This window comes from Rhizobium sp. YAF28, assembly GCF_052113285.1.
Lineage (GTDB): Bacteria > Pseudomonadota > Alphaproteobacteria > Rhizobiales > Rhizobiaceae > Rhizobium.
Window position 1 is genome coordinate 144460 of record NZ_JBFRCX010000004.1, and the last position, 20370, is coordinate 164829.

General features: G+C 62.1%; 19 protein-coding genes. 5 read left to right on the plus strand and 14 right to left on the minus strand.

Annotation, left to right across the window (positions count from 1 at the left end):
* Window positions 1-38: 38 nt before the first annotated feature.
* The 4 genes from otsB to AB4Z13_RS10785 form a co-directional block, all read right to left on the minus strand.
* Entirely contained in the window at window positions 39-722 is a 684-nt protein-coding gene (gene otsB / locus AB4Z13_RS10770) for a trehalose-phosphatase (protein WP_442206013.1), read from the minus strand.
* On the minus strand, window positions 682-2421 hold the full coding sequence (locus tag AB4Z13_RS10775; protein WP_442205985.1) for a S10 family peptidase: 1740 nt from the start codon (window positions 2419-2421) through the stop codon (window positions 682-684). The genes otsB and AB4Z13_RS10775 overlap by 41 nt, the downstream gene beginning before the upstream one ends.
* 98 nt (window positions 2422-2519) lie before the next feature.
* A complete protein-coding gene (locus tag AB4Z13_RS10780; protein ID WP_439017150.1) occupies window positions 2520-3812 on the minus strand; it encodes a CynX/NimT family MFS transporter in 1293 nt (430 codons plus the stop codon).
* Window positions 3809-4486 carry a FadR/GntR family transcriptional regulator gene (locus tag AB4Z13_RS10785; protein WP_442205986.1) on the minus strand — a complete coding sequence of 226 codons (678 nt, stop codon included), beginning with the start codon at window positions 4484-4486 and terminating at the stop codon, window positions 3809-3811. Before AB4Z13_RS10785 ends, AB4Z13_RS10780 begins: the two co-directional genes overlap by 4 nt.
* 550 nt (window positions 4487-5036) lie before the next feature.
* On the opposite strand from AB4Z13_RS10785, the gene AB4Z13_RS10790 reads away from it, so the two are divergent.
* The gene (locus tag AB4Z13_RS10790) at window positions 5037-5849 is read left to right on the plus strand and encodes a class II glutamine amidotransferase (RefSeq protein WP_442205987.1); all 813 of its coding nucleotides are present in this window, start codon (window positions 5037-5039) and stop codon (window positions 5847-5849) included.
* Here AB4Z13_RS10790 and coaBC read toward each other — a convergent pair.
* Both coaBC and AB4Z13_RS10800 read right to left on the minus strand, forming a co-directional pair.
* Window positions 5836-7047 (minus strand): bifunctional phosphopantothenoylcysteine decarboxylase/phosphopantothenate--cysteine ligase CoaBC, encoded by a 1212-nt coding sequence (gene coaBC / locus AB4Z13_RS10795; RefSeq protein ID WP_442205988.1) that lies wholly within the window; start codon window positions 7045-7047, stop codon window positions 5836-5838. The genes AB4Z13_RS10790 and coaBC overlap by 14 nt on opposite strands.
* Window positions 7048-7118: 71 nt before the next feature.
* Complete coding sequence (locus AB4Z13_RS10800; protein WP_442205989.1) at window positions 7119-8039, minus strand: DMT family transporter; 921 nt, start codon at window positions 8037-8039, stop codon at window positions 7119-7121.
* A gap of 250 nt (window positions 8040-8289) precedes the next feature.
* On the opposite strand from AB4Z13_RS10800, the gene AB4Z13_RS10805 reads away from it, so the two are divergent.
* Window positions 8290-9153: an NmrA family NAD(P)-binding protein gene (locus AB4Z13_RS10805; RefSeq protein ID WP_442205990.1), complete on the plus strand. Its 864-nt coding sequence runs from the start codon at window positions 8290-8292 to the stop codon at window positions 9151-9153.
* A 61-nt stretch (window positions 9154-9214) separates the two neighbouring features.
* Here AB4Z13_RS10805 and AB4Z13_RS10810 read toward each other — a convergent pair whose 3' ends face one another.
* Both AB4Z13_RS10810 and AB4Z13_RS10815 read right to left on the minus strand, forming a co-directional pair.
* Window positions 9215-9964, minus strand: a complete 750-nt coding sequence (locus AB4Z13_RS10810; RefSeq protein WP_113182173.1) for an SDR family oxidoreductase — start codon at window positions 9962-9964, stop codon at window positions 9215-9217.
* Between the two features lie 134 nt (window positions 9965-10098).
* Entirely contained in the window at window positions 10099-10863 is a 765-nt protein-coding gene (locus tag AB4Z13_RS10815) for an SDR family oxidoreductase (protein ID WP_442205991.1), read from the minus strand.
* 125 nt (window positions 10864-10988) lie between these two features.
* Between AB4Z13_RS10815 and AB4Z13_RS10820 the strand changes: the two genes are divergently transcribed.
* Entirely contained in the window at window positions 10989-11894 is a 906-nt protein-coding gene (locus AB4Z13_RS10820) for a LysR family transcriptional regulator (RefSeq protein WP_442205992.1), read from the plus strand.
* On the opposite strand, the gene AB4Z13_RS10825 is transcribed toward AB4Z13_RS10820, so the two are convergent.
* On the minus strand, window positions 11891-12766 hold the full coding sequence (locus tag AB4Z13_RS10825; protein ID WP_442205993.1) for a LysR family transcriptional regulator: 876 nt from the start codon (window positions 12764-12766) through the stop codon (window positions 11891-11893). The two genes, AB4Z13_RS10820 and AB4Z13_RS10825, sit on opposite strands and share 4 nt — an antisense overlap.
* A 92-nt stretch (window positions 12767-12858) precedes the next feature.
* Between AB4Z13_RS10825 and AB4Z13_RS10830 the strand changes: the two genes are divergently transcribed.
* Together AB4Z13_RS10830 and AB4Z13_RS10835 are read left to right on the plus strand one after the other, a co-directional pair.
* Window positions 12859-14112: an MFS transporter gene (locus AB4Z13_RS10830; RefSeq protein WP_442205994.1), complete on the plus strand. Its 1254-nt coding sequence runs from the start codon at window positions 12859-12861 to the stop codon at window positions 14110-14112.
* A 58-nt stretch (window positions 14113-14170) separates the two neighbouring features.
* Window positions 14171-14572, plus strand: coding sequence for a GFA family protein (locus AB4Z13_RS10835; RefSeq protein WP_442205995.1), 402 nt, complete (start codon window positions 14171-14173; stop codon window positions 14570-14572).
* Window positions 14573-14581: 9 nt separating this feature from the next.
* Here AB4Z13_RS10835 and AB4Z13_RS10840 read toward each other — a convergent pair whose 3' ends face one another.
* The 5 genes from AB4Z13_RS10840 to AB4Z13_RS10860 are packed head-to-tail and all read right to left on the minus strand — an operon-like array spanning window position 14582 to window position 20346.
* Window positions 14582-16243, minus strand: coding sequence for a urocanate hydratase (locus AB4Z13_RS10840; RefSeq protein WP_442205996.1), 1662 nt, complete (start codon window positions 16241-16243; stop codon window positions 14582-14584).
* A gap of 47 nt (window positions 16244-16290) precedes the next feature.
* Window positions 16291-16620, minus strand: coding sequence for a TfoX/Sxy family protein (locus AB4Z13_RS10845; protein ID WP_310379502.1), 330 nt, complete (start codon window positions 16618-16620; stop codon window positions 16291-16293).
* Between the two features lie 3 nt (window positions 16621-16623).
* A complete protein-coding gene (locus tag AB4Z13_RS10850) occupies window positions 16624-17721 on the minus strand; it encodes a DUF917 domain-containing protein (protein WP_113324742.1) in 1098 nt (365 codons plus the stop codon).
* Window positions 17702-18982, minus strand: coding sequence for a Zn-dependent hydrolase (locus AB4Z13_RS10855; protein WP_439017163.1), 1281 nt, complete (start codon window positions 18980-18982; stop codon window positions 17702-17704). The genes AB4Z13_RS10850 and AB4Z13_RS10855 overlap by 20 nt, the downstream gene beginning before the upstream one ends.
* Window positions 18979-20346: a dihydroorotase gene (locus tag AB4Z13_RS10860; protein WP_442205997.1), complete on the minus strand. Its 1368-nt coding sequence runs from the start codon at window positions 20344-20346 to the stop codon at window positions 18979-18981. The genes AB4Z13_RS10855 and AB4Z13_RS10860 overlap by 4 nt, the downstream gene beginning before the upstream one ends.
* Between the last annotated feature and the right edge of the window lie 24 nt (window positions 20347-20370).

The following is a 20370-nucleotide window of genomic DNA, read 5'->3' on the forward strand; positions in this document are numbered from 1 at the left end:
GCAAATTCCTTTCATTAGAAATAACTGCAAAAATACAATCAGCCGGCAAAACGCGCGACGATCTCGCGGACCGCTTCCGCGGAAGGCAGAGTGCCGCGGGCGGCAGTGTCTGCAGACGGCGGGCCGACGCGGATGGAGTAACCGCCAAGCCGGTTCGCCATGTCGAACATCGCCTCATCTGTGACATCGTCACCGATGGCGATCGGATGACGACCGTGGAAGGCTGGAGTTGCGAGAAAGCTTTCCAATGCATCGCCCTTGTTGGCTCTGGCGGGCCGGATTTCGAGAACCATCTTGCCGTGCTGCAAGGCCCAATCCGGTCCTGCACGGTTCAGGAAACGCTGCATCAGTTCCGTCAGTTCCGCCTGCCGCGCCGGCGCAAGACGGAAATGGGCGGCGACGGCCGCGCCCTTATCCTCGATGAGGATGCCGGTCCAGCCCGCCGTTTCTGCCCGAAGTTCAATCTTCAGCCTCTCGAACTCGGCCGTTGGCTCCACCTTGAAGATGCTGCCGTCGGGGTTGCGGCGTTCGGCTCCGTGTAGTCCGGCGATGGGAAACTGGTAGGGGGTGAAGAGACGGTCGGCATAGGTAAGACCTCGCCCGGTCACCAGAGCCAGTGCCCCGCCGAGCCTCTGCGACAGCGTGTCGAGCTGCGCAGGAAGCGACGGAGGCACGAATATCTCATCCGGCGTCGGCGCAAGATCGAGGAGCGTGCCGTCGATATCGAGGAAGAGTGCGCTGTTTTGAAGATAGGAAGAGAGTGTGGAGAGGGTTTCGTCCTGCCGGGAAGCGCTGCCGGATGGCCGAGCTTCTGGTAGCTGATTGCTGTTTGCCATGCCGGAGAAATAGGTCAGCACGCCCCTCCGGCAACCCTTGATCGTCTTCAATCCGCCGGCGGTTGGCGGGATGCTCGGCATAAAAGGCTTTTGCATCCGCCGTGAATGCGGCGCGCTGGCCGGCGGTCGTGTAGAACATATGCCCGCCGCGATAGAGCTTCAGCGATACACGATTTCCCGCTAGGGACGGCGGCAAGTGATCCACCACATAACGGCTGACGCCGTAGGGCGTCACGAGATCGCTGTAGCCATGAGCGATCAGCAGATGGAAAGATGGGTTGGAGGCGAGCATCTGCCTGATATCATCAGTGGCGCTCGCCTGGAAACGTGAACCGCCGCCACGGCCGCTGCCCCACTCCCAGCGCTGGCTGACATCATTTTCGAGCAGCGTATAGGTCATCTCGGTCTTGAAGCCGAGCTCGTTGCGGGCGTAGTCGGCGAAGGCGCCGCCATAGGCGCGGGTAAAGCCGTCAAGGATCGCATCGTCGCCTCGGTCGTAATCGGATTCCGGATAAGGGTCCGGCGTGGCGAAGGCAGCGTCGTATGGGCTCATCACCTCTCCCGCCTGCTTGCCGGAATGCTTGGCGTAAGCATTGCCGAGGAAGCCGCGATTGCGGGTAACGACATCCTGCGGAATGCCCGTAAGACCGGAGATCTTGTTGTAGAAGGCTGTTGCCGCATCGCCCGTCGGCGTCGGGCCGGCAAGCGTCGTGAGATATTCGCCAAGCGCGAAACTCTCGGCATCGCGCTGGCCGGATTCGCTGAAGCTTTTGCGCCGGTCGGCTTCGGCGGCTGCCAATGAGGGAAATTCCAGCGCAGCACCCAGCGCGAACTGGTCGGCATTGAACATCAGTTGACCTTCGAGCAGCGGTGAGAGCATGACGGTGCCGGCGATGATGATGCCCTGGCTCTGCTGCAGGGCCGAAGCGACCTTGGCGGCGCGGAAGCCGCCATAGCTTTCGCCGAGCAGATATTTCGGTGAATTGCCGCGGTTGTTATGCGCGACGTAGAGGGCGATCGTCTTCGCCATCGACTGCGCGTCGGCGCCGACATTATAGTAGTTCGAGGCGTCGTCGGCCTTCACCGTGCGGCTCCAGCCGGTGCCGATTGGATCGATCAGCACGAGATCGGTAAAATCGAGCCAGCTATGCGTGTTATCGACGAGCTTCGCATTGGCGCCGTCGCGGCCATCGGGCCCGAAGTCGAGTATCTTCGGCCCCACCAGGCCGAGATGCAGGAAGGCGGAAGCCGCCCCCGGCCCGCCGTTGAAGGCGAAGGTGATCGGCCGGTTCGGCCCGGTATCCTTGGCGACATAGGCGGTGTAGAAGATCGCAGCGTTCTGCCCGCCATCCTGACCGAAGAGATCAAGTGTGCCTGCCGTAGCCGTATAGGCGATCTTGCGTCCATCGGCCGTCGTCAACTCGTGCTCTGTAACGGAATCGCCTGGCAGCAGCTTGAGGACGCCCTCGCGGGACGAACCCTGTGCTGCAGGGGCACGGCGTTCGCCAGCCTCCTGCGCAAAGGAGAAAGCGGGTGCGAGCGCAGCGGTCAGCGCGGCGAACAGAAACAGGGATCGGAAACGCAAGGATTTTCCTCCGGTGGGCCAGAATGCGGCTGAGATAGGGTAGCAGCCGCATTCCTTCGATGGAGATCAAGAGATGGTGATACGCAAGTGAGCCTGGCTCATTCGCCCTTCTCGATCGTGCGTGCATTCACATGCAGCGCCCGACCGGCCCGCCACCCATTGAAGGCGGCACCAAGGCCAAGCGCGACGAAAAGCACTGCGCACCAGGCGAAGCTTCCCGTCCAGCCGCGGATCAGACCGACGATGAACGGGCCGATGGCGGCAAGCAGATAGCCCACGCATTGCGCCATGCCGGAAAGGTGAGCGGCGACATGCGGATCGCGCGAACGCAGCACGATGGCTGTCATCGCCGCGGCGATCAGCCCGCCCTGACCGATACCCTGTAGCACGGCCCAGACCCAGACGGTGGAAAGCGGCGCAAAGAGCAGGCCGAGAAGTGCGACGACGGCGAAGGTGCAGAGCGTCACGTTGATGAGGCGCTGATCCCTACCGCGTACCGCTATATGCGGCACGACGAGACAGGCGGCGGCCTGTACCATGACGGAGACCGAGACGATGCCGCCGGCCACAACACCGTCAAGACCGCGTTCACGCAGGATCGGCACCAGCCAGCCGAAGACGCAATAGGCAAGCGCCGATTGCAGGCCCATGAAAAGCGTGACCTGCCAGGCGAGCTTGTCCCGCCACAGACCTTCGACACGGAAACCGCTGCGCCGCGCCTGTCGACTGCTCGCAAAGACCTGCGGCAGCCAGATCAGCCCGACGACGAGGGCAGGCAGTGCCCAGATGGCGAGCGCGCCTTCCAGCGAGCCGCCGAGCTCATGTTCGATCGGGAGTGTCAGGCCGGCGGCACTGGCAGCGCCCGCGCAGAGTGCCATCGTATAGAAGCCGGTCATCAGAGCCGTATTCGTGGCGAAGTCGCGTTTCACCAGTCCGGGCAGCAACACGTTGCCGACGGCGATCGCAGCACCGGCAAGCGCGGTGCCGAAAAAGAGCAAAGGAACGGAGGAAAGACCGCGTAGCGCCGTACCGAGCGTCAGCAGCAGGAGCACGCCGAGCAGTGTCCGCTCCGAGCCGATGCGCTGGGCAAGTCGCGGCGCCAGCGGCGAGAAGGCGCCAAGGCAGACGACGGGCAAGGTCGTCAGCAGACTGGCGCCGAGCGGCGACAGGCCGAGTTCGGTACGAATTTCCGGCAGCAGGGCGGAAGCGCTGGAAAACACGGGTCGCAGATTGAAGGCGATCAGTACGAGGCTGGCACCGAGCAGGAAGCGAGCCGTCGGGCTCTGCTTCTGCGGCGGCAATGGTACAGGCAGGCTGTCGATTTCGGCATCAATCATCGTCTCGTCGACGGCGTCGAACGAGGATGTGACATTCTGTATGGGCATCCTCATGAAAGAAGCATCCGGTCGAGCGCGGAAAGGATGGGTGCCATGAAGTCGCGCACGGCTGCATCGGCCCTGTCAGGGCTGCCGGTTTCGATGGCGTCGACGATCGACTGGTGCGCCTGCATGTCAGGCTCGGGAATCGCCTTGTCGAGTGTGGCGGCAATCGTCTCCGCGATCGAGGTGGAGAAGAAATCATAGATCTCGATCATCGCCCGGTTGTTGGAGGCGGCGATGACGGCCTTGTGGAAGGCAAGGTCGCGTTCGATGAAGCCTGCCGGATCGCCGCCTTCATAATTGCCACGTTCGTCAAGCAATGCACGAAGCCCGGCGATGATGCCGGGTGTCTTGCGGAGGGCGACGAGCCGCGCGCCCTCCACATCGAGCGCGCAGCGCGCCTCGAACTGGTCGCGCAGGCTGGCGCGCCGCGCCATGGTGAGCGGTCGGCTGCTATCGGTGGTCGAAAGCACATAGGTGCCGGAGCCCTGCCGCGTTTCCAAAAAGCCTTGCGAGACGAGAACGCGCACGGCCTCACGCACAGTGCCTCGACTGACCGACAGCATAGCCGAAAGCGAGGCCTCATTCGGCAGTTTCTCGCCGACAGCCCAGCGCTTGGCGAGTATCTCGCTGCGGATCGCTTCAGTGGCCGTATCGGCAAGATTGGTCTTGTTGAGAGGGTGCATGAGCATTATTCATAAAGTCATCAGATGACTTTATGAATAATGCTATTCCGCTCGAGCGTCAACGGGGCAAAGAAAGCAATAAAAAAGGGCCGCTTTCGCGACCCTTTCCATGAGGTTTGGCCTGTAACTGGCCCGGACCGTCTTGTGCGATCCTAGGAAGGTGGGGTTTTAGAGCGAGGGCTGCCTCGCTTTCATCACCACTTCCATGCCCATTACGAGGTCCGAAAACTCATTAGACATTGGATCACCTTCCTTTCGTTACGTTGACGATAGGTCAAAAGTAGCCCGATTCCTCCGAGATGCAAGAGGAAAACGCAGGGCTGTTTTTTAGCCGGCGTCTGGCTATCTCGTTCAATTGCCTGATTTTCTGCTGCTGCGATCACGCAAATCCATATCGTTTTTGCGGAAAGTGATCTCGGCCGGCGTCAAGAATTTGTCATCTTCGCCTTGCAAATCGGGTGGTCGTTAAGTCGTTGTTAGCCGTAGCATCAGACTATCCAAGATGTTTTCAGCATTCCTGCCGCAGCAGGCGGTGGGCCGGAGCAAGAGCATGTGTCGCTGGGCAGCCTATCGCGGAGACCCCCTCTATCTGGAGGAGCTGGTGTCTTCGCCCGCCCATTCCCTGATCGAGCAATCCCATTGCGCCACCCGCGCCAAGACGGCGACGAATGGCGATGGTTTCGGCATCGCCTGGTATGGTGACCGGCCTGAGCCGGGCCGCTACCGCGATATCCTGCCGGCATGGTCCGACTGCAATCTGAAGAGCCTGGCGCGGCAGATACGTTCACCGCTCTTCCTCGCCCATGTTAGGGCAGCGACCGGCGGCGGCACACGGCGCGACAACTGCCATCCTTTCACGCATGAAACCTGGTCTTTTATGCATAACGGCCAGATCTCCGGCTTCGAGCGGCTGCGTCGGCCGATGGAGACCATGCTGGATGACGAGCTCTTCAATGCCCGCAGTGGCACGACGGATTCCGAGCTTCTGTTCCTGCTCGCTCTGCAGTTCGGCCTGCGGGATGCGCCGATCGCCGCTGTGGCCCAGACCATCGCCTTCGTCGAAGGCCTGGCGGAAAATATTCTCGGCTCCGTGCTGCTGCGCTTCACCGCGGCCTTCTCGGACGGCAAGTCTCTTTACGCGGTCCGCTATGCCACCGACCGCAAGGCGCCGACACTCTATGCCTCGCCGCGTGCCGAGGGCTACTGCCTCGTGTCCGAGCCGCTGAATGACGATGGTGATGCCTGGCAGGAAATACCCGATGGCAGTGCTGTGATTGTCAGCGCCGATGGTCTTGAGATCACGTCCTTCCGGCCTGAAAAGCGCGCGTCCGCAAGGCCAGAGCCTGTCTCTATTCCTGCTTAAGTCGTTCGGCGATCATCGCCGCCAGCCGTTCCGCCACCTCGTCCTTGGAAAGATCGGGCCATTGCTCGATGCCGTCGCGGCGGATGAGTTTTACGCTGTTGCGCGTGCCCCCCATGATGCCGGTTGAAGGCGATACGTCATTGGCGACGATCACGTCAGCACCCTTGCGCTCCAGCTTCAGCTTGGCATTGGCCTCGACATCCTGCGTCTCTGCTGCAAAGCCGATCACCAGTTTAGGCCGCGTCGTGTGATGGCCGACGGTCTTGAGAATATCCGGGTTCTCCGTCAGCGCCAGCGTTGGAATGGATTCGCCCGGATGCTTCTTGAGCTTCTGGTCGGCGGCCGAAGCCACCCGCCAGTCGGCGACCGCAGCCACCATGACGGCGACATCGGCGGGAAGGGCAGCGAGTACGGCATCGCGCATCTCTTCCGCTCGCTCGACATGTACCATCCTGACGCCGGCAGGATCAGGAATGGTTACCGGGCCGGACACCAGCGTCACATCCGCGCCGAGCCGCGCCAGCGCTGCGGCAATGGCATGGCCCTGCCGGCCGGAGGAGCGGTTGGCGATGTAGCGCACCGGATCGATCGGCTCATGCGTCGGACCTGAAGTGACGATCGCCTTTTTGCCGGCAAGCGGTTTCGGACCATCATCGAGCAGGACGTCGGCGGCCGCGACGATTTCCAGCGGTTCGGCCATACGGCCCGTGCCGGTCTCCCGGCTTTCCGCCATCTCGCCAGAGACGGGACCGATGAAGCGGATGCCGTCGCGCCGCAATGTCTCGATATTGCGTTTCGTCGCCGGATGCGCCCACATTTTCGGGTTCATGGCAGGGGCGGCAAGCACCGGCCGATCGGTGGCGAGCAGCACCGTGGAAGCGAGGTCATCGGCAAGCCCATGCGCCATCTTCGCCATGAGATCGGCGGTGGCGGGCGCGATCAGCACCAGATCGCAGTCGCGCGCCAGCCGGATATGGCCGACATCCTGCTCGTCCTGCCGCGAAAAGAGATCGGTAAAGACATGGTCGGCCGCGAGCGCCCCGACGGCAAGCGAGGTCACGAATTCCTGCGAACCCTTCGTCATGATCGGCCGCACGGAAGCGCCGCGTTCCCGCAGGCGTCGGATAAGATCGAGGCTCTTGTAGGCGGCGATGCCGCCCGAGATGATGAGGAGAATGCGTTTGCCGCTGAGAGCCATGGTTTTTTCCCGCCGCTTCTTTGACCGGACAAAACCCTAAGCCTTTGGCGGAAAACATGCAATCGCGGCACTCAGGCTTGTTTGGCCCGCTTCGGCGTGAAGATCGCAATCGCCATGCCGACGCCGATCAGCTGGAGGATCGCACCACCGGCTTCGGGCACGGTCGGCATGCGCTGTTCGAACAGAAAGCCGTAGAAAAGACCGAAGATGGTTTCTGCGACGATCAGCTGGGCGGCAAGTGCGAGCGGCAGAAGGCGCGAGGCAATCATCCAGCACAGCGTGGCAAGCCACGAGCCGGCAATACCCATGATTGTCGCCCAGAGCACGAAGTGAAAGGTCTGCGTGCCGGTGAAGCTGACAGTCTCCCCGAGCGAGGTGAAGGGCAGGAGAACGAGTGCGCCGATGCCGGCGCCGATCCCCTGCAAGGCGGTCCAGTGTATGGCGCTCGGCGCATCCTGCGACTGCATGACGGCAGCGCTCATCATCCCATAGGCTACCCAGAGCGCCAGTCCGATCAGCGCGGCGACGATGCCGAGCAGGATTTCCGGCTGATCGCTGGCGGATGTCGTGGCGAAGATCGAGACATTCACCCAGCCGATGCCGGCAGCTATCAGGATCAGCGGCATTGCCAGTGTTCTCCAGTCGATAGACCGGTCCTTGAGATTGGCGATAATGGCAAGCAGTACAGGCATCGTGCCGATGACGAGCGGTGGAATGGCGGTGCCTGCGTAACGCACGGCATAGGAAATACTCATGAAATAACCGACATAACCGATGCTGCCGAGCGCAATGCCGGTCAGAACAAGCGATCGGCGGAGACCCACCGGACGAAAGCGCGGATTGATCATCAGGATAAGACTGACGACGGCAAAAAGCCCGTAGCGTGCCACGGTCAGGTCGATCGCCGTATAGGGCGCGACGACGCGCGGAGCGACAAAGCTTAGCCCCCATAGCGCACAGGTGGCCAGACCGCAGAGGATGCCGATCAGCATGTGAAACTCCGAAGAGATGGGACTGGGCTCCGGCAGGAAAGGGATGTGGAGCGGTCGCGAAGAGATATCGCCTAGCCGATATGCCCTATCACGGGTGGAAACAAGAGTCTGCCTGCGACATCGCGGAGACGGGGTTGGCAAAACGAGTCCAAACTGCTGCCTTCTTGTCATCAATCATATGACTTAAGCGCACTTCAGTCAAAGATAGTACGGCAGCATAGTGGGCAAACCCAAATAAAGGAGTTGCCCCATGTTTGCTGTAACTGGAATGACAGGCCAGGTCGGTGCCGCCGTTGCCGATCATCTGCTGAAGAATGGCGGTGAGGTCCGTGCTGTCGTCCGAAATCCCGAAAAGGCCGCCGGCTGGAAGGAGCGCGGTTGCGAGATCGCCGTCGCCGACATGAACGACTCTGTATCGCTGACATCAGCGTTCAGAGGCGCGGAAGGTGTCTTCCTCGTTATCCCGCCGCTTTTCGATCCCATGCCGGGCTTCCCGGAGGTGACAGGCATGCTGGCAACGCTGAAGACCGTGCTTGAGGCGACAAGGCCCGGGAAGCTCGTCTGCCTGTCGACGGTCGGCGCACAGTCCACGCAGCCGAACTTGTTAAGCCAGCTCGGCATCGTCGAGAAGGAGCTTTCGACACTCTCCATCCCGGTCGCTTTCCTGCGCGCCGCCTGGTTCATGGAAAACGCCGCCTGGGATGTAGCGCCTGCACGCGAAACCGGCGTCATCCCGAGCTTCCTTCAGCCGCTCGACCGTGCCGTGCCGATGATTGCCGTGGATGATATCGGCGCGCTCGGTGCGAAGATGCTGCGCGAGAACTGGCAGGGTGCGCGCGTGGCGGAATTGGAAGCGCAGGAGCGCGTCAGCCCGGCCATGATTGCCGCCGCCTTCGCCAAGGTGCTCGGCGAGCCGGTGACGGCGGAAGTCGTGCCGCAGGAAAGCTGGGAAGAGCTGTTCCGTGCCCAGGGCATGAAGAACCCCGAGCCTCGCATGCGCATGCTCGACGGCTTCAACGAAGGCTGGATCGACTTTGAGGCCGGGCGTGAGAAATCGCTGAAGGGTACGACCAGCATCGAAACAGTGATCCGCGGCCTCGTTGCTGGCGCATAAGCGAAAAGGCCGCGGTCAAAAGAAACCGCGGCCATTGCTTGAGACCCTGATATCAAGGGGCTTAGAGGTTGCTCATGCCGCCGTCGATGATCAGTTCGCTGCCGACGATATAGGCAGCCTCATCCGAGGCGAAAAAGACGATGGTCTTGGCGACTTCGCTAGCATCACCGAAGCGGCCGACCGGGATCTGCGACTGGATCTGAGACGCCATCGCCTTGGAATCGGCTTCCGACATGCCGAGCTTGCCATAGAGCGGCGTGGCGATCGGGCCGGGGCTGACGGCGTTGACCCGGATGCCGCGACCGATCAGCTCGCCGGAAAGCGTCTTGGCAAGCGTCAGCAGCGCACCCTTCGTCAGCGAATAGACGCTCGAATTCGGCATGCCGATATGGGCATTGATCGAGGTATTAAGCACGATCGAAGCCTTCTTGGAGAAGATCGGCAGCAAGGCCTGGATCAGGAAGTAGGGGCCTTTGACATTGATTGCGAAAGACTTGTCGAAAGCAGCTTCGCTCCAGCCCTCGACAGGGCCGAATTCGGCGATGCCGGCATTGACGAAGAGGATGTCGAGCGTGCCGAAGGCGTTCTTCACCGTTTCGGCGACGGCGGCCTGACCGGCGACATTGCCGGCATCGGCCTGGATGACTAGAACCTTGTCGCCGAGTTCGGCGCGAGCGGCTTCCACGCTCTTTGCACTGCTGCCGGTAATAGCCACACGTGCGCCTTCGGCGATGAACTGGCGGGCGGTTTCAAGGCCGATGCCGCTGGTGCCGCCGGTAATCAGGGCTGTCTTGTTTGCGAGGCGAGTCATTGTCGTATTCCTTCTGTGTCCGTTTGGCGCTGGGCGCTTTTGATGCTGAGAGAATGCAGGAAGAAGGTCGGCGCGATAACCTGCTTGTTTCAGTAGGGATCATCAACCTGTGGCGGATAATCGCGCTTTAGTTGTCAGGTGCGGGTGATCGAGGCGCCGCCGTCGACCAATGTCGCCGTGCCGGTGACGAAGCTTGCATCGTCGGAGGCGAGGTACAGCACCGACCGGGCGAGCTCTTCCGGTGCAGCAACACGCTTCAGCGCATGCAGGTTGGTAATAAAGGCCTGCTTGTCTGACGTATCATTCATTTCGCGATACATGTCCGTATCGACAGCACCTGGCAGGATCGCGTTGACGCGGACGTTCTGCGGGCCGTATTCGGCGGCGAGCGCCTGCGTCAGGCCGATGAGGCCGGACTTGCTGGCGGCATAGGCGGCAACACCCGGGAAGGCGAAGCTGTAGCCGACGAAAGTCGAGGTGAAGACAACAGAGCCGCCGCCATGCTTGACCATTTCGGCGATCTGATGCTTGGCGGCAAGGAAGGAGGCCGTCAGGTTGATTGCCAGGGCGTCGCTGAAGCCTGCTTCGGAGACTTCGGTGCTTGGGCCGGCTTCGCCGAGCGTGCCGGCATTGTTGAAGGCGATGTCGAGCTTGCCGTAATTTTCAACGGCGGCTGCGACCAGTGCCTTGTGATAGTCTTCCGAGCGGACATCGCCGGCAACGGCCACGGCATCGCCGCCGGCAGCCTTGATTTCGGCAACGAGGCTTTCAAGCTCGGCCTGGCGGCGGGCACCGACCACGACCTTGGCTCCTTCGGCGGCAAAGAGCTTGGCGGTAACACGCCCGATGCCCGAGCTTGCGCCGGTGATAATTGCGACTTTGTTGATCAGACGATTCATTGTTCCATCTCCTGAATTTGATTGGATCGGCATTGCCGTCCCGTTTCGATGACTGGAAGATGGCATTCTTCTTTCGTTCGGATTAGTCTCCTGATCGCGGAGTTCGAATTCGGAAAAGCCGAACGATGATGAAAATCGAAGGGATCGCGGCTTTTGTTGCCGTAGTCGAGGCGGGCTCGGTGAGCGAAGCCGCGAGGCGGCTGCGTCTGTCGAAATCGGTCGTCAGCGAAAGACTGGCGGAGCTCGAAAAGACATTGGGCGCCATGCTCGTCCATCGCACTACACGCAAGCTGACCTTGACGGAGGATGGAGCCGCCTTTTTGGAGCGCGCTGGGCGCATCGTCCGCGAGATGGAAGACGCCGTGGCCGATATGGCCGAGCGCCGCGGCACGCTTTCAGGCCCGTTGCGCATTGCAGCCCCCGTCACCTTCGGTCGCCTGCATCTCGGGCCTGCCCTCTATCCGTTTTTAAAGGCGCATGCGCAGATCGCGCTGACGCTCGACATGGATGACAGGCGTGTCGATCCGGCTTCGGACGGCTATGATGCCATCATCCGCCACGGCGCCATCGCGGATACAAGGCTCGTCGCCTGGAAGCTCGCTCGCAGCCGCAGGCTGCTGGTCGCCTCGCCCGATTATATCGAGCGTCATGGCAAGCCTGCCTCATTGTCCGATCTCAACGATCATCGTGGCGTCTTCTATACCAACCGCGGCGCAGCCGACTGGCGATTCCAGACGGATGAGGGCACGGTCATCATCCGCGCGATGCTCGGCCTCGGCATCAACAATGGCGACATGCTGCATGATGCGGCGATCGAAGGCCTCGGCATCGCACTCCTGCCGGCCTTCATTGCCGGCCCCACCGTTCGCGCAGGTCGCCTGATGGAGATCGATGTCGGCGCAAAGCCGGAGCCGGAATTCATCTACATGGCCCATCCCGAAGGCCGAAACCCCTCCGCCAAGCTGCGCGCCATCGCCGATCATCTGAAAAAGACCTTCGGTGATCCGCCCTATTGGGATCCGGACTGCTAACTCAGAAGGCCCATCAGGTTTTCGGTCACCGGAGAGCGCTGGCTGCGCAGTACCGCAAGCGCCAGCCGCGCCACGGCCGGCGGCCCCTCGATCGGGCGATAGGCGACACCGGAAAGTTTGATCTGCGAAATCGATGCAGGCACGATCGAGACACCGAGATCGGCGGCAACGAGGTTGACAACCGAAGAGATCTGCGGCGCCTCCTGAGCGACCTTCAAGTCGAAACCCGCCTCGCGGCAGGCGCGCACCACGTCGTCATAGAGACTGAGGCCGACAAGGCGCGGGAACAGGATGAAAGGTTCCTTCGCCAGCAGGGCAAGCGGCAGCGTCTTCTGCTTGGCCAGTGGATGGCTGGCCGGTAGGGCGACGACCATCGGCTCGTCCGGCAGGCGTTTCAGCCTGATGCCATCGGGATCGTTGAGGCCGGGCCGCATGAAGGTCGCATCCAATTCGCCGCGTTCCAGCTTCTGCATCAGGCCGAGTGTGTTCATCTCCGTCAGCGACAGCTGCACATCCGGCCATCGGGCCTGAAAGCGACGGATCGTCGTGCTGACGATGGGATTGAAGGCGGAGGAGGCGGTGAAGCCAAGCGACAGCCGGCCGGTCTCGCCACGATTGGCGCTTTGCGCCGCAAGCCGTGCCTTTTCGGCAGCTGCGAGCGCGGCCTTGGTTTCCGGCAGAAAGGCCGTGCCGGCCGCCGTCAGCTCCGCCCCGTGCGGCACGCGATGAAAGAGCATGGCGCCGATTTCAGTTTCGAGATCGCGGATCTGCTGGCTGAGCGGTGGCTGGCCGATGCCGAGGCGCGCGGCCGCCCGCGTGAAATTGCCCTCTTCGGCCACTGCCAGAAAATACCTCAGATGCCGCAGCTCCATTGCTATCTCCAAAACCTATCAAGATCGCCTGTTTCATATATTGGACAAATAGAGGCGTCCTGACTAAATCGGAGGGCAGGAAGGAATTGAGAATGTCCGACACTGCAATCCAAGACGTTGCCGACCTGAAAACGGCCGACAGGAAACAGTCCAAGGAATATCTGACCCGCGGCACCGGGGCCTATCGCCGCGCCAGCCTGGCGCTCTTCCTCTCGGGCTTTGCCACCTTCTCGTTGCTCTATTGCGTGCAGCCGCTGCTACCGATCTTCGCGCAGGAATTTGCCGTCAGCCCTGCCGTAAGCTCGTTGGCACTGTCGCTGTGCACCGGTTTCCTGGCGATCGCCATCGTCTGCGCCGCCGCTGTCTCGGAAGGGCTTGGCCGTCGCAGCCTCATGTCGATCTCGCTGGTCTGCGCTGCCGTATTGACGATCGCCACCGCCTTTGCGCCGAACTGGCATCTGATGCTGGTCATCCGCGCCCTGCAGGGCTTCGTGCTCGGCGGCGTTCCGGCCGTCGCTATGGCCTATCTCGCGGAGGAAATCGACCCGCGCGGCCTTGGCGCCACCATGGGCCTCTATGTCGGCGGCACGGCCTTCGGCGGCATGTCGGGGCGGGTGCTGACGGGCATTTTCGCCGAATATCTCTCCTGGCGGCCGGCTCTGTTCCTGATCGGCGCAATCGGCCTTGCCGCCGCGATCGGCTTTATCGCGCTGCTGCCGCCCTCGCGCAATTTCGTGCGCCGCGCCGGCTTTGACCCTCAGTTCCACTTGAAGGCATGGATGAGGCATCTCAGTAATCCGGCGCTACCCTTCATCTTCGCCATTGCCTTCTTCGCGATGGGATCCTTCGTGACAATCTACAACTACGCCGGCTTTCGCCTCGTCGCGCCGCCCTATGAGCTGAACCAGACCGAACTCGGCCTGATCTTCACCGTGTACTTGTTCGGTATCGGCGCCTCCTCCGTCGGTGGCATTCTGGGCGATCGGCTCGGCCATTTTACCGTGCTCCTGGCCGGTATCGTCATCACTGCCGCAGGCTGCGCTCTGACGTTGGCGGCCCCCCTGCCGCTCATCATCCTCGGCATCGTCGTGCTGACCAGCGGTTTCTTCATGAGCCATTCGGTAGCAAGTGGTCTGGTCGGTAAACTCGCCGCCGGCACCAAGGGCCACGCCTCCTCGCTTTACATGCTTGCCTATTACGTCGGCTCCAGCGTCATGGGCTCGGCCGGCGGCTGGTTTTGGGCGATGGAGGGATGGGCGGCGATCGTGATCTTCACGCTGGTCATGATGGCATTCGCTCTCCTGTCAGCACTCGCCGCTCGCCGGCTCGCTCGACGCCCGTCTTGACTTCCGGCCTGTGACGATTAATTTAACTTTTAGGTTAAATAAGAGTCGGAGGAGCATTGTGAAGAAGATCTATCATGGAAGCTGCCATTGCGGCGCCGTCGCCTATGAGGCCGGGCTCGACCTTTCGGCTGGCACTTTCAAGTGCAATTGCTCTGTTTGCCGCAAGAAACGCAGCTGGCTGGCGATCGCTCAGCCCGCTGACTTCCGGCTGGTGTCGGGCAGGGACGGGTTGCGTGAATATCTTTTCGGCTCCGGCTCGATCCATCATCTTTTCTGCGAGAATTGCGGCGTGGCTTCCTTTGCCCGCAACGACAACGAGACGATCGGCCCCTTCATCGCCATCGCCGTCAGTTGCCTCGACGATGCCAGCGCCGAAGAGCTTGCCGCCGCCCCGGTCGCCTATTTTGATGGCATGCACGATCGCTATGACGCCGCGCCGGCCGAAACGCGGCATCTGTGACGACGGCGATCAGTCAAGCCGGATATAGGGCACGTCCTTCTTCGTCACCTCGTCCAGCGCTTCGTCATAACCAGCATCGGCATAACGCATGACGCCGAGCGCCGTATCGTTGGTCAGCGCATGGTTTAAGCGCTCGTCGGCGGCTTCCGAGCCGTCGGCCACGACCGTGACGCCGCAGCTCGTCATGTAACCGGCATAACCGCCGCCGCCGGAATGGACGACGACGAGATCGGCCATCGAGGAGCATAGCAACATCGCATCGATGAGCGGCCAGTCGGCGATGGCATCCGAACCATCCTTCATCCGCTCGGTCATGATGTTCGGATGCGCCATGGCGCCAGCATCGAGATGGTCCCGCGAGAAGGCGACTGGACCCTTGAGCTCGCCATTGGCGACCAGTTCGTTGACTCGCCGCGCCAGCGCCGTTCGCTCGCCGTGGCCGAGCCAGGCGATACGGGCCGGCAGTCCCTCGAAGGGAATATGCTCGCGTGCCAGCCGGATCCAGTTGGTGATGATCTTGTTGTCGGGAAACATCTCGAGCAGCAGATCGTCGATACGGGCGATATCGCTCTCCTCGCCCGAAAGTGCCATCCACCGGAACGGGCCGATGGCACGGGCAAAGAGCGGTCGCAGATAGGCTTCCGTGAAGATCGGAATGTCGAAGGCATTGGCAACGCCGCCCTCGCGCGCCTGGGTGCGGATGAGATTGCCGTTGTCGAAGACCTCGGCACCGCGCTTCTGGAATTCCAGCATCGCGGTGACATGTTCGACGATCGAGGCGCGGCTGGCGGCCATCAGCTGGCCCTGGCCGTCATCGCGCAGGCCCTTCACCTGATCGATACTCATGCCCTTCGGTACATAGCCATAGACGAGATCATGCGCCGAGGTCTGGTCGGTGACGACATCGGGCACGATGCCGCGCCGGGCAATTTCCGGATAGATCTCGGCCGCATTGCCGACGAGACCGACGGAGAGTGCCCGCTTTTCCTTGACCGCGGCATCGATCATCGCAAGCGCGCTGTCGAGATCGGGCGCAATCTCCTGCAGGTAGCCGATCTGCTGGCGCTTGCGGGCGCGTTCCGGATCGATGTCGATGCAGAGGATCGCTGCCCCCGCCATGCGGCCAGCAAGCGGCTGCGCGCCGCCCATGCCGCCAAGCCCGGCCGTCAGCACGAAACGGCCATGAAGGTCGCCACCGAAACGGCGCTCGGCAATGCGCATGAAGATCTCATAGGTACCCTGAATGACGCCCTGGCTGCCGATATATTGCCAGGCGCCAGCGGTCAGACCGCCCCAGCAGATCAGGCCCTTGCGCTGCAGCTCGTAGAAGACCTCGGCCTTCGCCCACTGGCCGACGATGTTACAGTTCGCCATGATGACGAGCGGCGCCTTGGCATGGGTCTTCACGAGACCGATCGGCTTGCCGGACTGGATGAGCAGCGTCTGGTCGTCGTCCATTTCAGTGAGTGCCTTGACGATGCCGCGATGCGCCGGCCAGTTGCGCGCTGCCTTGCCGAGCGCAGCATAGACCACTAGATTGTCGGGGTCTTCACCGACCGAGAGCACGTTTTCCAGAAGCCGCAGCAGCGCTTCCTGCCGCCAGCCCTTGGCGCGCAGCTCCGGCCCACCGGGAATTGGAAATTTCGGATGGCGTGGATTGGCCTTCGGCATCTTGGGTTCCTCGTCTTTTCGTCATCGGCGCAAGCGCACCGGTTCATTCACTTGGCAGGCATCGGCCCCACATAGGCAAGTGCGGCGTCGATGAGCCGCCGCCGCATGGCATCGTCGCCATAGATATCGGCATTGGCCCGCACCCAACCATGCATGATCCGCTCGCCCGACAGCATCTGGATCACGCCCGGCAGAGCCAGTGCCCAATCGTCATTTCCCTTGCCGAGACGCAGCAACATGCCATCCTGACGCGCGCAGCAGAGCAGGTTGCCGTTGAGCATAAAGGCCCAGCCGCCGAACATGGATTTTTCGGTAAGCCCCGGTCGGTCGCCGAGTTCCTCGCGCATCAGTTCTTCCAGGCCGGGATCGCGCGCCATGGCTCAGGCCCTCATCTCCAGTGCATAGCGTGCTATCTCGATGCCCATCGCCTTTTCGACAGACGGATAGACGGTCGGATCGAGCACGCTGGCCGACAGCGGAATGATGTCCTTCGGCACGTGCAGGATAAACACATGCATGCCACCCTTGAGCTGCCCGACAGAGAGCGGCTCGCCCTCCTCGGAAAGCGTGGTGATGACGGCGGGGAAGGTTGCGACGCGCCTGCCGTCGGCATCGTCGACCGCCATATATTCGTTCATCACATGCAGGGTCACGGCCTTGTCACCGGCGCCGACCGTGATCGTGCCGATGTCGAAGGCCTCCTTGGTATAGACCACATCCTTCTCGGTGATTGTACCCTCGGCGAGGATATGGCCGCCCGTCGTCTTGCAGATCGCATCGATGATCGCCGATCCGCCTTTCTTTTCCGCTTCAATGATCGCTTCGCCGAGCTTCAGCGCCATCGAGATGCCGCCGAGCGCGGCATTCTTGCGGACATAGGAGGCGCGCAGCGGATTGCGGCAGCTGGCAATGAAGCCGCCGGACTGGTCGGCTGCCGCCCGCAGCACCGGCGAGATCTTCGCCGTCGCGCCTTTGACGACCAGCTCGATATAGCGGTTTTCAGCCCGGTTGCCGCCAACGGCGGTCTGGATCATCTGTTCCGGCGACCCTGCCATGCCGATCGATCCCATGTCGCCGGTCGGATGGGCGCGGATATCGCCGACGGCATCCACGACCTTGGTGCCGAGGATGGCCGAAGGCAGCCAGCCGTTCAGTGTCGAGGATTTGCCGTTCTGGCCGATGATGAGACCGGAGAGCTTTTCGCCGAGCGCCTCCTGCAGAAGCTGCACGGCTTTCACATAGTCGATGCCCTGCATTTCCCAGGGCGTGGTCGAGGCCGGTGCGCCGATAGCCGCGGCCGTCGCGATCCAGTCGTTGTCGCCGAGTTCCTCAATGGAGACGAGTTCGGGCTTGCCGACATTAACGGCGGCATAACCGAGCATGCGGCCGTGATCGGCCCAGCCACCACCGCCGGCGGCATAGACGGAACCGCCCTTGACGGCGGCTTCCACGTCCTTCTCAACCAGTATGCGTCCCATTATCCTTCTCCGTCGTAAGTGTCCTGTCCATCTCGCGCACCGCCTCGAAAAGCACGGCCGCCCCGAGCGCTATGTCGTCATTTTCAGCCCATTCATCCGGGGAGTGGCTGCGGCCTTCCCGGCAAGGCACGAAGATCATCGCAGCCGGCGCCACGCGGGCGATCCAGGCCGTATCGTGACCCGCACCCGAGGCCATGAAGCGGTGTTTGGCGCCGACAGTCTCGCAGGCCCGTTCCAGAGTCGAGAGCAGGCCCTTGTCGCTCGGTGTCGGAAAATTGTCGGAGATGCGGTTCGGGGGCGCGATCGTCACGCCAAAGGCCAGAGCGAGCTTTTCCGTATGGCCGTCCAGCCAGCGGCAGAAGGCTTCCATGTCGGCGCGGATTTCGGCCCGCCCGTCGATCAGCAACACGACACGCGACGGCACGACATTGGCGGCATTCGGCTCGATGCGGAATTCGCCGACGGTCGCTGCAAAATGGCCGGGCGTCTTGGCAAGCTCGTTTGCGGCATTGCGGATATCGAGCACGATCTGCGAAGCGGCAACCAGCGCATCGGCACGCGTATCCATCGGCGTCGTGCCGGCATGGTCGGCCCGACCCTCGACGGTGATTTCGATGCGGGTGATGCCCGAGATCGCCGTGACGATGCCTATATCCTTGCGCTCGTTTTCAAGCACAGGACCTTGCTCGATATGCAGTTCCAGAAAACCGGCAATATCGGGCTTGTTCTCATGAGTAAGCACACCCGGCGATCCGCCGACCTCGGCAATCGCTTCGGCGAGATCGCGACCTTCGACTGTGCGAGAGAGCCATGCTTGCGGCAATTGGCCGGTCATGCCACGGCTGCCGATGCAGGAAACGCCGAAAATGCTGACCTCCTCGGCCAGGAAATCGACGATCTCCAGATCATGGTCGAGATGGATCTCCTGTTCGCGCAGCGCCCGCGCAACTTCGAGTGCCGCCGCAACGCCGGCAATGCCGTCGAAACGCCCGCCATCGGGCACAGTGTCGGAATGCGAGCCAAGCATGATGATGCCGGAGCCCGGTTTTGCGCCTTCGCGCCGGCCGATCAGATTGCCTGACGCGTCGATGCGGGTCTCCAAACCGATCGCCTGCATGCGCGCCTCCAGATAGGCGCGGCCTTCAAGGAAGAGCGGCGAAAAAGCCCGTCGCGTCCAGGGATGCCCCGGCTCGGTGATGGTGGAGAGGGCTTCGATATCGGCGGAGATCCGGCCGGCGTTGACGGGCAGGTTGCGGCTCATGCCAGCACCTGTCGCGCAAGCGGGCGCACGAAGCGGCCGGCGCCGGGCTCGGCCAGAACCTTGGCCTCCTCGGTGATCTTCTCTCCCCGCAGCCAGGCGGCCGAAACCGTCCACGGCAGGCGGATTCCATTGTAGGGACTCCAGCCAACGACATTGTTGCCGCTGGCCGAAGCATCATAGACCGTCTCTTTCGGCTCCAGCACGACGATGTCGGCATCCTTGCCCGGCGTCAGTGCGCCCTTGATATGGTCGAGACGGAAGTGCTTCGCCGGATTTTCGGCCATAAGCTTCGCTGCCCAAGTCAGGGGGATGCCACGTTCCAGCGCGCCCTTGACGAAAAGCGGCACCATGACTTCCAGACCCGGAACACCTGATGCATTCGCCAGCATGTCGGGATTGGTCTTGCGGTTTTCCGACCAGCTCACGTGATCGGTCGACACCAGCCAGACATTGCCTTCGGCGACCCTGCGCCAGAGCGTCTCCACTTCGGCGCGCGGCCGCACCGGCGGATTGATCTTCGCCTTGCCGCCGAGCCGCTTCACATCGTTTTCTTCATCGAGCGTCAGGTAATGAATGCAGCATTCCACGGTCGCTTCGAAGCCGTCGCGGCGATAGGCCCGCGCGATGTCGTAACCGCGCCCGAGCGAGCAATGCACGACATGGGACGGGCAGCCGGTATTGGCGCCGGTCTCGAAGATCGTGTGCATGGCAAGCAGCTCGGTGATCGGCGGGCGCGACAGGCCATGGGCGCGCCAGTCGGTAACGCCGCTTGCCTTCACCTGTTCCATATAGGTGCGGACCGCCTCGTCATCCTCGTTGTGCACGCCGGCCGTTAGCCCGGTCGGGGCGATGGCCGCAAAGCAGGCGTCGAGCAGGGCGGGCGGAATGCGCGGGAAACGTTTGGGATCGGTGCCGAAGGTCGAGAATTTGAAGGCGGCAACACCTGCCTCCACCATCTCGGCAATGCGGGTAGCACCTTCCTCTGGATCGACGGTACCGTAAAGCGCGAAATCAACCCGCGCCTGCGGGCCGGCATGATCGACCTTCTTCTTCACCGAAGCGGCTGAGCAGACGAGATTGCCCTCATCATAAGGCATATCAACGATGGTGGTGACGCCACCGGCTGCTGCCGAGCGCGTCGACCAGATGAAATCCTCCTGGTCCTTCTGGGAGAGCGAGTGGACCTGCGCATCGATAGCGCCTGGCAGGATAAGTGCCTTGCCGAGCAGGTGCCGTTCTTTAGCCGCAGGCGGCACGCCGATACCGACTTCCGCGATCTTTCCGTCGTAAACGGCGACATAGCCGCCTTCGACGATGCGCTCCGGCAGCACCACTGTGCCCTGCAGAACGAGATCGAAATCCATGCCGCGTCTCCCTCGATAGGTCGA

Bases quoted from the DNA above. Each gene is read 5' to 3' on its own strand.
- AB4Z13_RS10780 (WP_439017150.1), bottom strand. From the start codon at position 3,812: ATGAGGATGCCCATACAGAATGTCACATCCTCGTTCGACGCCGTCGAC.
- AB4Z13_RS10785 (WP_442205986.1), bottom strand. From the start codon at position 4,486: ATGCACCCTCTCAACAAGACCAATCTTGCCGATACGGCCACTGAAGCG.
- AB4Z13_RS10790 (WP_442205987.1), top strand. From the start codon at position 5,037: ATGTGTCGCTGGGCAGCCTATCGCGGAGACCCCCTCTATCTGGAGGAG.
- coaBC (WP_442205988.1), bottom strand. From the start codon at position 7,047: ATGGCTCTCAGCGGCAAACGCATTCTCCTCATCATCTCGGGCGGCATC.
- AB4Z13_RS10800 (WP_442205989.1), bottom strand. From the start codon at position 8,039: ATGCTGATCGGCATCCTCTGCGGTCTGGCCACCTGTGCGCTATGGGGG.
- AB4Z13_RS10805 (WP_442205990.1), top strand. From the start codon at position 8,290: ATGTTTGCTGTAACTGGAATGACAGGCCAGGTCGGTGCCGCCGTTGCC.
- AB4Z13_RS10810 (WP_113182173.1), bottom strand. From the start codon at position 9,964: ATGACTCGCCTCGCAAACAAGACAGCCCTGATTACCGGCGGCACCAGC.
- AB4Z13_RS10815 (WP_442205991.1), bottom strand. From the start codon at position 10,863: ATGAATCGTCTGATCAACAAAGTCGCAATTATCACCGGCGCAAGCTCG.
- AB4Z13_RS10820 (WP_442205992.1), top strand. From the start codon at position 10,989: ATGATGAAAATCGAAGGGATCGCGGCTTTTGTTGCCGTAGTCGAGGCG.
- AB4Z13_RS10825 (WP_442205993.1), bottom strand. From the start codon at position 12,766: ATGGAGCTGCGGCATCTGAGGTATTTTCTGGCAGTGGCCGAAGAGGGC.
- AB4Z13_RS10830 (WP_442205994.1), top strand. From the start codon at position 12,859: ATGTCCGACACTGCAATCCAAGACGTTGCCGACCTGAAAACGGCCGAC.
- AB4Z13_RS10840 (WP_442205996.1), bottom strand. From the start codon at position 16,243: ATGCCGAAGGCCAATCCACGCCATCCGAAATTTCCAATTCCCGGTGGG.
- AB4Z13_RS10845 (WP_310379502.1), bottom strand. From the start codon at position 16,620: ATGGCGCGCGATCCCGGCCTGGAAGAACTGATGCGCGAGGAACTCGGC.
- AB4Z13_RS10850 (WP_113324742.1), bottom strand. From the start codon at position 17,721: ATGGGACGCATACTGGTTGAGAAGGACGTGGAAGCCGCCGTCAAGGGC.
- AB4Z13_RS10855 (WP_439017163.1), bottom strand. From the start codon at position 18,982: ATGAGCCGCAACCTGCCCGTCAACGCCGGCCGGATCTCCGCCGATATC.
- AB4Z13_RS10860 (WP_442205997.1), bottom strand. From the start codon at position 20,346: ATGGATTTCGATCTCGTTCTGCAGGGCACAGTGGTGCTGCCGGAGCGC.